Genomic DNA, 13,019 nt, shown 5'->3' on the forward strand with positions numbered 1-13,019 from the left:
CGCGCAGTGGTAATATTCAATCAGATCCATATTAAATCCGTAGTGTTTTGAAGGATATCTAGACAGTGCGTCCTGTGAGTCTCACTAGTGAGGCGTAATTGTAATGAAATATCTGGTTGTTTTTTATTACGTGCCTAGTTTGTTGGTGAGTGAATATTTTGAGGCGATAAGTTCGTAAGGTGATTGCAGTGTTTTATTTTTCTGCTTGATGAAGGGGGTATCTATTGTTGCGTGTTGATAATAAATCCCCCCAAAATCTAAACGCTAAGCGTCTAAATATTTGGGGTTAATTTATAAAAGTAACGAGTTGTCGTTGAGGTGATTTAATCAATTACCAATTTTGATTGCATAAGCATTGCGTCAATGACGGAAGTGCTTATTTGAGCTGCTGTCATGTTACTGGTGTCAATTTGATATGCAGACGCCATGTCATCAACGCTTAAGTTATCAAACACAACTTGTTGATTTACCACGCCATCACCATTTTTTGATATATTCAAAATGGCGTGCCCTTGGCTGTCATCAACAATATTGAGATATTGATCGACGGTGCTTGTTGTCTCACCCTGAAGAAGGTCGGTCAGGTTCAGCGTGTCTTCTTGTGTATTAAAGTCGCTAATATGGTCAACGGCAGGGGCTGAGCCAGTGCCTTCATCTCCACTGAAATACGCAAATGTATCTTCGCCTTCGCCTCCGGCCAGAATGTCGTTTCCACGTCCGCCAGAGACAAAGTCATCACCGAACCCTAAATCAATGGTGTCGTTCCCATCACCACCAAAAATGCGGTCGTTACCCTCTCTCGCAAGGATGGCATCTTCGTCATCATCACCTTGAATGAGGTCGTCATTTGCACTGCCAAGGAAAGTGACATTGTTCATGTTGATGATGTCTGACAGGCTGTCATCAGCGATGGAAGTATAGAAATTGGTGATGGCACCTTCTGACTCTCCAATCACAATCGTGACATCTGTTGTTGTGCCGTCTGTTGCGGTCAAGGTAATGACATCTTGGACGCTCTGGTTATCAGGAATAGCATCAAGGCGCGTAGGGTCAACCGTGTAGGTCCACATTCCGTCGACAAGCACTATCTCTCCATACAGGCCAGTTTCTGTCGTATTGGCAAATACTGCTGCAAGGCCACTAGCTCCCACAACAGACAGTGAGCCTGTCGCCTTAGATGGTGTGGTAACAGACACTTGGTCGTTGATGGTTTCTCCCAATGTAACCGTTGCCGTTTCGCTTTCATTGTTGAGTGAATTTATCGCTTTATAGCTGAATTCAGTTTCGGTGGTGTTCACGCCTTCTGCAGAAATGCTGGTGACGTTTAGGTTTGAATTCACAGTTGCAGTGACATAGAAGCGTATTTCATCAAACCCGTCAGGGTCCGCGATGTTAATGGTGGCGATACCGTCGCCGCCAGATGCTTCCCACAAGTTAGGGTAGTCATATTCACCAACGATTTGTCCATCACGATAAACGATGGCATGCGCTTGTCCATTTGCTGGACGGGTGTCTGAAAAGTTACCGTAAGCGCTACTCACCACGATGTTGCTGCTCGTGATATCCGAACTACCAGTAAATTCGATCACCATGACTTCATTGAGGGTGGATGTGAGCTCTCTATCATCACCAACACCAATGCCACTTTCGCCAGCTTGGAATTCCCACGCGATATTGGCGGGTGTAATCGTGCTGCTTGAGTCCGGTTTAGAGCCTGAGAATGTGCCGCCAGAGACGGTGATCCCGTCTTTTACGATGGTTGTTTGAGTAGAGCTTGTGATATCGCTTGCGGCAAATGTGACAGATGAGCGGTCAGGTTCAAACACAAAAGCGGTGTCATCTGGCAGGATTTGATTTAACGCAACCGCAATCTTAGTGCCGCTGTCATTGAAATAATACAGCACACCATCATTAGGCAATGAGGTGATTTGGATACGTGTTTCGAGAGAATCCGAAAGATCTGCGTCATCGACAAGGTCTGCCGTGTAAGCATCCAGCGTGAACGCAACATCACCTGTAGAACTGTCTTCAACAAAGCCTGGTGATGCCGCTTGTGGTGACAGATCAACAATAATGCTTCCTGTGTTTTCGCCTTGCAGACTCAAATCAATGGCTGGCTGATGACCTGTCACATCGATGACGATACTTTGCACTGTTCCATCCGTTGCCGTTAGCGTGAAGATGTCCTGTGTCGTTTCATCATCTGGGATGTTTGCAGATTTATCCTTATCCAGCGTGTATGTCCATGTCCCATCTATCAGAGTCAATGAACCGTAAGTGCCCTGAATTGTGGTGTTTTCGAAGCTAGGGTTGTCGTTCGAATCAATGTCCGAAATGCCGATAATACCTGACACTGTGACACTAGAATCGTCAGTGTTACTGCTTTCGCTATTGCCGAAGGTCAGCTTGGTGGTGCTGACAATGCCATTATCTTCGCCATCACTGTCCACCAGATAATAACTGCCATCCTCGGTTTGGACGATAACAGGTGGTGTCCAATCGTTTTCGATATCTGCCACGTTAGTTTGGAAGACTAATTTCCCATCTTGGCCAATGGTGTAGAGGTCAACACCTTGGGTTGCATTTGGCATCACATAGACAGGTTCGCCATCGATGTAACCGGCAGAAGCAAAGTAATGTCCTGCGCCATTGACGGTATCGGTTTGAGTGAGTTCGCCGGTGCTACTCACCTCAAAGATGGTCGCTTGGTTACTCGAATTATTGGCGTAGATGGCGTAGGTTCGTCCATCACTGGTGTGATAGAAATTCACACTGTTGCTCGTACCCTGTGCGACTGTTGCCGTATCGACGAGAGTTAATGCCCCTGTACTTTGGTCAATAGAAAAAATTCTTACCGCGTCATTGGAGGCAGCAGCGAGGAAGCTGTCGTAATTGTCATTGGTGAAGACATCGATGGAAGAGACAGACTCTCCGCCAAAGATAAACTCGTTGGTATTAACCATCTCACCCGTTTGTGCATCATAAGTGAGCTTGGAAATGCCGTCGGTTCCTGGTCGTGTCACATAGATGTAGTCTGTGCCATCTGCCCCTTCGAACGTGACGTTTTCTCTTATAAAACTTTGGTTATCATCTGAATTGATATCTGTGATCCCGCCATTGATGGAGAGCGTCCCAGTATCCGAAATATTCCAAGCGGTGAGAGAGGAACTATTTTGCGATGTCACAAATAGCGTTGGCTGGCCGTCAATATTTGATGCGTTGGATTGCGTTAATCCATTGCCAAGTGATCTTGCTTCGATACCGAGTGCAGTCAGATCAGCGGTGATATCGCCGCCTGATGATGTCACAACGGTACCGTCATTTGGGTTGTATGTGATGCGATCAGTTTCAGTGAGTGTTCCATCATCATTCACGCGTGATAGGAAGGTAGAAACTGTGCCTGCTCCCCATTGTGTCGCGATAACGTATGGCACACCATTGATTGTGGTGGACGTTGTTGTCCATGCCGCGTTTGTCGTACTTGTCACGGCCCCGCTGTCGGCATGAACATTGTTCGTTTCATCTGAATTGATGCTGAATCCATCGGCATCCACACTGCCTGTGAAATTCCCCGTCACGACAGCAGCATCTTGTGTGCCTGTCACTGCGATAGAAATAACCTGCTGTGTACCATCTGTTGCGGTCAAGGTGATGTTTTCATTCACTTCTTGACCGTCGTTTAGCGATTGAGCATTTTGATAGAGAGTGTAGGTCCAATCGCCATCAACCAGTGTTAGAGAACCATATTCCCCAACAACGGTTGTGTTGGCAAAAGTAAGCGCATTGTCACTGTCATCAATAACCTGCAACACACCGGATACAGATTGTGGGCCGACATCCTCGATCAAGGATGAAATGTCGTCATCATCGATGGTGGTTTCGATGCTGTCAGGTAGCGCAGGTTGTGCTTCAAACCCACCACCAGACACGTTTGATACTGACACCGTAAAGACATCGTTATCCGCTGATTCATTCAATGTGTCTTCGGTAGTCGCAACAGTGAAGCTTTGCGACGTTGTGCCAGCAGCTATCGTGACGGTTCTTGTGATTGGAGTGACGTCGCCAGATTCTGACGTTTTATGACCAATGACCACGGTGATATTCATGTCTGACACTGGCGCTGTTGAAACAGTGAGGGTGTAGCTTGCGGTTTCTCCCTCATCGACAGAGCTGTCACCAGTAAGCGTCAAGCTTGGTGCATCGGCAGTACCATCATTAATGGTGGTTTGAACCGCAGCAGGTGCTTCAGGTTGTTTCTCAAATCCGCCACCCGAAATACCATCAACAGACACGCTGAAGACGTCGGCATCAGCGGATTCATCAATCAAGTCGTTACTTGTCGACACCTCGAACGTTGCTGCGGTTGTTCCCGCCAGAATGGTGACATTACGTGTCTCAGGTGTTACATCACCATTTTCGGATGATATATGCCCGACAACAATGGATATTGTCATGTCGGAAGTTGGCGCTTCAGATATAGAAACGGTATAGCTTGCTGAGCTTCCTTCCTCAACGCTGCTATCTCCTGTCAGCGTAAGGGTTGGCGCATCAACATCGCCGTCGTTAATCGTGGTTTCAACCGCCGCTGGGTTGTCTGGCAAGACTTCGAATCCACCGCCAGATGTGCCAGTCACAGACACTTCAAAGACATCGTCGTCATTGGTTTCAAGGATGGAGTCATCCAAGGTTGCGACAGTGAAATCGGTGGAAGTCGTACCTGCAGAAATCACCACATCGCGCGTCACAGGGATGACATCGCCGTCTTCTGAGGTCTTATGACCGACAACGACCGTCACAGTTAGGTCAGAAGTAGGGGCTTCGCTGATGGTCAGCGTGTAGCTGGCTTCTTCGCCTTCAGTAACTTCCGTATCGCCTGTTAACGTTAGCGTTGGCTTATCGGTCGATGTCGTATCTTCGTTGATCGTGGTTTCAACTGCAGACGGATTATCCGGCAACACTTCGAATCCACCGCCAGCTGTGCCAGTGACTGATACTTCAAACACATCATCGTCATTGGTTTCGAGGATCGAATCATCAAGTGTCGCGACAGTAAAGTCGGTAGACGTTGTACCCGCGGCAATGACAACGCTGCGAGTTACTGGCGTGACATCGCCGTCTTCGGAGGTCTTGTGTCCAACCACGACAGTGACAGTGAGATCAGAAGTCGGCGCTTCTGAAATAGTCAGCGTGTAAGACGCTTCTTCGCCTTCGGTGACTTCGCTATCACCCGTAAGTGTCAGCGTAGGTTTATCGGTCGAGGTTGTGTCTTCATTGATCGTGGTTTCAACCGCCGCTGGGTTGTCTGGCAAGACTTCAAAGCCACCGCCAGATGTGCCCGTTACCGACACCTCAAAGACATCATCGTCGTTGGTTTCAAGAATCGAATCATCCAAGGTCTCAACGGTGAAATCAGTCGACGTTGTACCCGCGGCAATGACAACGCTGCGAGTAACTGGTGTGACATCGCCGTCTTCGGAAGTCTTATGACCGACAACAACGGTCACGGTTAAATCAACCGTTGGCGCTTCGTTGATGGTCAGGGTGTAACTGGCTTCTTCGCCTTCGGTGACTTCCGCATCGCCTGTAAGGGTGAGCGTTGGTTTGTCGGTTGAAGTCGTGTCTTCGTTGATCGTGGTTTCGACCGCTGCTGGGTTGTCTGGCAAGACTTCGAATCCGCCGCCAGATGTGCCAGTCACAGACACTTCAAAGACATCTTCGTCATTGGTTTCAAGAATGGAGTCATCCAAGGTCTCTACGGTGAAATCAGTCGACGTAGTACCCGCGGCAATCACCACATTTCGGGTAACAGGGGTGACATCGCCATCTTCTGAGGTTTTATGACCCACAACGACAGTGACAGTGAGATCAGAAGTCGGCGCTTCTGAAATGGTCAGCGTGTAAGACGCTTCTTTGCCTTCGGTAACTTCCGCATCGCCTGTGAGCGTCAGGGTTGGCTTGTCGGTCGACGTGGTGTCTTCGTTGATGATTGTTTCAACTGCAGACGGGTTGTCTGGCAGCACTTCAAAGCCACCGCCAGCCGTCCCAGTGACTGACACTTCAAACACATCGTCGTCATTGGTTTCGAGGATCGAATCATCAAGTGTCGCGACAGTAAAGTCGGTAGACGTTGTACCTGCTGCAATCACCACATTTCGGGTGACTGGTGTGACATCACCGTCTTCGGAGGTCTTGTGTCCAACTACGACAGTCACGGTTAGATCAACCGTTGGTGCTTCGCTGATGGTCAGCGTGTAGCTGGCTTCTTCGCCTTCAGTAACTTCCTCATCACCCGTTAACGTCAGGGTTGGTTTGTCAGTAGACGTGGTGTCTTCATTGATCGTGGTTTCGACCGCGGCTGGGTTATCTGGCAGTACTTCAAAGCCACCGCCCGTAGAACCTGTTACCGACACTTCAAAGACATCATCGTCAGTGGTTTCCAGAATGGAGTCATCCAGCGTCGCGACAGTAAAGTTGGTAGAGGTTGTACCTGCTGCAATGACGACACTGCGAGTAACAGGGGTGACATCGCCGTCTTCTGAGGTTTTATGCCCGACAACAACGGTGACGGTTAAATCTGTTGTTGGGGCTTCGTTGATAGATAACGTGTACGACGCTTCTTCGCCTTCGGTAACGTCTGCATCACCCGTTAACGTCAGGGTCGGTTTATCCGTCGATGTCGTATCTTCGTTGATCGTCGTTTCAACGGCTGCTGGATTATCTGGAAGGACTTCAAAGCCACCACCAGAAGTGCCAGTGACGGACACTTCAAATGCGTCATCGTCATTGGTTTCAAGGATCGAATCATCTAAGGTTGCGACGGTGAAATCAGTCGACGTTGTACCCGCAACAATCACCACATTTCGGGTGACAGGCGTGACATCGCCGTCTTCGGAAGTTTTATGACCCACAACAACGGTCACGGTTAAATCAACCGTTGGTGCTTCTGAAATGATCAGTGTGTACGACGCATCTTCACCTTCGGTAACTTCACTATCGCCCGTTAACGTCAGGGTTGGCTTGTCGGTCGAGGTCGTATCTTCGTTGATCGTGGTTTCAACCGCGGCTGGATTGTCTGGCAAGACTTCGAATCCACCGCCAGATGTGCCAGTCACAGACACTTCAAAGACATCTTCGTCATTGGTTTCAAGGATGGAATCATCCAAGGTTGCGACGGTGAAGTCGGTAGACGTTGTACCTGCTGCAATGACGACACTGCGGGTGATTGGTGTGACATCACCGTCTTCGGAAGTCTTGTGCCCGACAACGACAGTCACGGTTAGATCTGTGGTTGGTGCTTCTGAAATAGTGAGCGTGTAGCTAGCTTCTTCGCCTTCAGTAACTTCCGCATCGCCTGTTAACGTTAGCGTTGGCTTATCGGTCGATGTCGTATCTTCGTTGATCGTGGTTTCAACCGATGCTGGGTTATCTGGCAGGACTTCAAAGCCGCCGCCAGACGTGCCAGTGACGGACACTTCAAATACGTCATCGTCATTGGTTTCAAGGATCGAATCATCTAAGGTTGCGACGGTGAAATCAGTCGACGTTGTACCCGCAGCAATCACCACACTTCGGGTAATAGGGGTGACATCGCCGTCTTCTGAGGTTTTATGGCCCACAACGACAGTCACGGTTAGATCAACCGTTGGTGCTTCGCTGATGGTCAGCGTGTAACTGGCTTCTTCGCCTTCGGTGACTTCGCTATCACCCGCAAGTGTCAGCGTTGGCTTATCGGTCGATGTGGTGTCTTCATTGATCGTGGTTTCGACCGATGCTGGATTATCTGGAAGGACTTCAAAGCCACCACCAGAGGTGCCTGTCACTGAGACTTCGAATACGTCATCGTCAGTGGTTTCAAGGATCGAATCATCAAGTGTCGCGACAGTGAAATCGGTAGACGTTGTACCCGCGGCAATGACAACGCTGCGAGTGACGGGTGTGACATCGCCGTCTTCGGAAGTCTTGTGCCCGACAACGACAGTCACGGTTAGATCTGTGGTTGGTGCTTCTGAAATGGTCAGCGTGTACGACGCATCTTCACCTTCGGTAACTTCGCTATCGCCCGTTAACGTCAGGGTTGGTTTGTCGGTTGAAGTCGTGTCTTCGTTGATCGTCGTTTCAACTGCAGACGGATTATCCGGCAGGACTTCAAAGCCGCCGCCCGTAGAACCTGTTACCGACACTTCAAAGACATCATCGTCGCTGGTTTCAAGGATCGAATCATCCAAAGTTGCAACGGTGAAATCAGTCGACGTTGTACCCGCGGCAATGACAACGCTGCGAGTGACTGGCGTGACATCGCCATCTTCTGATGTCTTGTGCCCGACAATGACAGTGACAGTCAAATCTGTTGTTGGGGCTTCGCTGATAGATAACGTGTAAGACGCTTCTTCGCCTTCAGTGACTTCCGCATCACCCGTTAACGTCAGGGTTGGTTTGTCAGTAGACGTGGTGTCTTCATTGATCGTGGTTTCAACCGCGGCTGGATTATCCGGCAGCACTTCAAAGCCGCCTCCAGCCGTACCAGTGACCGACACTTCAAAGACATCATCGTCATTGGTTTCAAGGATGGAGTCATCCAAGGTTGCTACTGTAAAGTCGGTCGAGGTTGTGCCTGCTGCAATGACAACACTGCGGGTGACAGGCGTGACATCGCCGTCTTCTGAGGTTTTGTGTCCAACCACGACAGTGACAGTGAGATCAGAAGTCGGCGCTTCTGAAATGGTCAGGGTGTAGCTGGCTTCTTCGCCTTCAGTAACTTCCGCATCACCCGTTAACGTCAGGGTTGGTTTGTCGGTAGACGTTGTGTCTTCATTGATCGTGGTTTCAACTGCAGACGGATTATCCGGCAAGACTTCAAAGCCACCGCCAGAAGTGCCCGTTACCGAGACTTCGAACACATCGTCGTCGTTGGTTTCCAAGATGGAGTCATCCAAGGTCGCAACGGTAAAGTCGGTAGAGGTTGTGCCTGCTGCAATGACGACATTTCGGGTGACTGGTGTGACATCGCCATCTTCTGAGGTTTTATGACCCACAACGACGGTAACAGTTAAATCAGATGTCGGCGCTTCTGAAATGGTCAGTGTGTATGACGCTTCTTCGCCCTCAGTCATTTCATTGTCGCCAGTTAACGTCAGGGTTGGCTTGTCGGTCGAGGTCGTGTCTTCGTTGATCGTGGTTTCAACCGCGGCTGGGTTATCCGGCAAGACTTCAAAGCCACCGCCAGCCGTGCCAGTGACGGACACTTCAAAGACATCATCGTCATTGGTTTCAAGGATCGAATCATCCAAGGTCGCAACGGTGAAGTCAGTTGACGTCGTGCCTGCTGCAATCACGACACTGCGGGTCACAGGGGTGACATCGCCGTCTTCTGAAGTCTTGTGTCCAACCACGACAGTGACAGTCAAATCTGTCGTTGGTGCTTCTGAAATGGTGAGCGTGTAAGACGCTTCTTTGCCTTCAGTAACTTCCGTATCGCCTGTTAACGTTAGCGTTGGCTTATCGGTCGATGTCGTATCTTCGTTGATCGTGGTTTCAACGGCTGCTGGGTTATCTGGAAGGACTTCAAAGCCACCACCAGAAGTGCCAGTGACTGACACTTCAAACACATCGTCATCGTTCGTTTCAAGGATCGAATCATCCAAGGTCGCAACGGTAAAGTCGGTAGACGTTGTGCCTGCTGCAATCACGACACTTCGGGTAATAGGGGTGACATCGCCGTCTTCGGAAGTTTTATGACCCACAACGACAGTCACGGTTAGATCTGTGGTTGGTACTTCTGAAATGGTGAGCGTGTAAAACGCTTCTTCGCCTTCGGTGACTTCCGCATCGCCTGTAAGGGTGAGCGTTGGCTTGTCGGTTGAAGTCGTGTCTTCGTTGATCGTGGTTTCAACTGCCGCTGGGTTGTCTGGCAGTACTTCAAAGCCGCCGCCCGTAGAACCTGTTACCGACACTTCAAAGGCATCATCGTCGCTGGTTTCAAGGATCGAATCGTCCAAGGTAGTGACGGTGAAGTCGGTGGAGGTTGTGCCCGCTGCAATGACGACACTGCGAGTAATAGGGGTAACATCACCATCTTCGGAAGTCTTATGACCCACCACGACAGTGACAGTGAGATCAGAAGTCGGCGCTTCGCTGATCGACAACGTATACGACGCTTCCGCACCTTCAATAACTTCCGCATCACCCGTTAACGTCAGGGTTGGTTTGTCGGTAGACGTTGTGTCTTCATTGATCGTCGTTTCAACTGCAGACGGATTATCCGGCAGCACTTCAAAGCCACCGCCAGAGGTGCCTGTCACTGAGACTTCGAATACGTCATCGTCAGTGGTTTCCAGAATGGAATCGTCCAATGTCGCAACGGTGAAATCTGTTGAGGTTGTGCCTGCTGCAACCACCACATCGCGAGTGACAGGCGTGACATCGCCGTCTTCGGAAGTCTTGTGCCCGACAACGACATTCACGGTTAGATCTGTGGTTGGTACTTCTGAAATAGTTAATGTGTAAGACGCTTCTGCGCCTTCAACAACTTCCGAATCGCCTGTTAACGTCAGTGTTGGTTTGTCGGTTGACGTGGTGTCTTCATTGATCGTGGTTTCAACCGCCGCTGGATTGTCCGGGAGTACTTCGAATCCACCGCCAGCCGTCCCAGTGACGGACACTTCAAACACGTCATCGTCAGTGGTTTCCAGGATCGAATCGTCCAGCGTCGCGACAGTAAAGTCGGTAGACGTTGTGCCTGCGGCAATGACAACACTGCGGGTGACTGGCGTGACATCGCCGTCTTCGGAAGTTTTATGACCCACAACGACAGTGACAGTGAGATCAGAAGTCGGCGCTTCTGAAATGGTCAGCGTGTATGACGCTTCTTCACCCTCAGTCACTTCATTGTCGCCAGTGAGTGTCAGGGTTGGCTTATCCGAAGAATCTGTATCTTCGTCAATGGTTGTTGCGATGCTTGTTGGGGCGGTCGGTTGTTGTTCAAATCCTCCGCCGGACGTATTACCTACTGAGACATCAAAAACATCAACGTCGTTGGTTTCGTCAAAAACATCATCGGCAGTCGCAACGATAAAGGTTGTGGATGTAGTACCTGCGGCGATGACTACGTCGCGTGTTTCTGGTGTGATGTCGCCGTTCTCAGACGTTTGGTGTCCAACAACGATTGTGACAGTGAAATCAGACGATGGGGCATGAGACAGGGTTAATGTGTAATTCGCATTGCCACCTTCCGTGACATTTGAATCCCCCGTAAGGGTCAGTGTAGGTGCGTCGGCAGTACCATCATTCAATGTGGTGTCGAAAGAGGGTGGGAGTTCGGGCTTTTGTTCAAAGCCACCGCCTGAGACGCCATTCACTGTTACTGAGAAGACATCTCCATCATTACTTTCGTCATAAACATCGTTGTCGGTGTCGACGCTGAACGTTGTCGATACTGAGCCTGCGGGGATAAGAATATTGCGCGTAACAGGGGGGATATCGCCATTTTCTGAGGTTCTATGCCCTACGGTGACAGTGATTGTCATATCCGTCGAAGGCGGTTCCGACAGTGTGATGGTATAGCTCGCCGACTCTCCCTCATTGACTGAGGAGTCGCCTGTTAATGTTAAGGTTGGTGCACTCGCATCGCCATCATTGATGATGGTATCGACAGAATTTGGCAGAGAGGGTAATCGCTCAAACCCACCGCCTTCAACATTTGATACCGTAACACTAAACACGTCATCGTCATTCGATTCATCAAACACATCATCCATGGTGTCGATGCTAAACGTCGCCGAATTGCCGCCTGCCGGTATGGTTATTTCGCGAGTGCTCTCTGAAACATCGTCGCCTTCTGCTGTTGAACGAGAAATAACGACGGTGATGGTGACGTCGGATGTTGGCGCATGTGACAACGTAAGCGTGTAGGACGCAGAATCGCCTTCGATGACTGTTTCACTGCCAGATAAGGTTAGGCTTGGAGCGTCACTGTTTTGTGATTGGTTGAGAGCGTCTTCGTCCAAAATGTTGGTTTCGATGGACGGAGGTATGGCAATGTTTTGCTCTGCATCGCCGGTTTTAATGTCAGAAATCGACACGGTAAAGGTGTCACTATCCGCGGTTTCATCAAAAACATCATCAATCGTATCAATAGAAAAGGTCGCTGATGTTTGGCCAGCGGGAATGATGACTTCACGGGTTATTGGGGTGATATCGCCTGATTCGGATGTTTTATGGCTAATGACAACGCTGACACGCGTATCAGTGTCGACAGCGTTTGAGATAGAGATGGTATAGGACGCAGACGTGCCTTCTTCGATGGTGTTATCACCGGTCAGTGAGGCGATAGGATCTTCCGTTTCGGCAATGAAAACTCGGTCAATGGACTCTAGCTGCTGAAGCGTCAGTCCAAAATCAGTAGGAGTTTGGGTGGTAAAGCCTGCGTAAGCATAAACATGGGAGGTGCTCCCAGATTCAATAATGGCTTGGGCCGCAATCGATGAACTGTCGGCAGCATTGCCCGCAGCATTGCCAGCAGCAGCCTCAACGCCTTCGAGTTGCGTTGGATCTTGGCCTTCTTCCAGCGCGGTAAGAATATCCAACACATCAAGGTTGTCAGGTATCATGAGTTCTGTGAGCGATTCCTGCTCCTGAAGAAGAACACGGTCCTGATGTATGTCTATTACAACGGCTTTTTGGCTCTTGTCGCTATGTCCAAACAGTGCAGAGATGAAGATATCTCCATCGCGTAAAACTGAGTCTTCGGCTGCAATTATTATCGTGCCATCTGGCTCGATGATAAAGGCCTTCCCTGCCAATTGTCCTATAACCGAATCTGGCATACCTGCTCCTATGGTTCGATTTTTTATAATTTTATTTATTTAGTTTGTTAACAATACAAAATCTAATGGAAAGTAGTGCTAAAAATCTTTGCAGTCTTCGCACTAAATGACATCAATTGTTTACATTATGAGAATTTCCGTTATTTAAATTTACATTAGTTGAAAAACTGGAAGCTTGGTTTTAAACAGACAAATTGC

General features: G+C 49.3%; 1 protein-coding gene. It reads right to left on the reverse strand.

Translation table 11 applies throughout. The features are described 5' to 3' along the window. Nucleotides 1-323: 323 nt before the first annotated feature. Complete coding sequence (locus BCT27_RS19965) at nt 324-12,821, reverse strand: immunoglobulin-like domain-containing protein (protein ID WP_102396564.1); 12,498 nt, start codon at nt 12,819-12,821, stop codon at nt 324-326. Nucleotides 12,822-13,019: the final 198 nt, after the last annotated feature.

The organism is Enterovibrio norvegicus (genome assembly GCF_002876705.1).
GTDB lineage: Bacteria > Pseudomonadota > Gammaproteobacteria > Enterobacterales > Vibrionaceae > Enterovibrio > Enterovibrio norvegicus_B.

What these genes read in the sequence shown, in the direction of transcription:
- BCT27_RS19965 (WP_102396564.1), bottom strand. Translation starts at nt 12,821, where the DNA reads ATGCCAGATTCGGTTATAGGACAATTGGCAGGGAAGGCCTTTATCATC.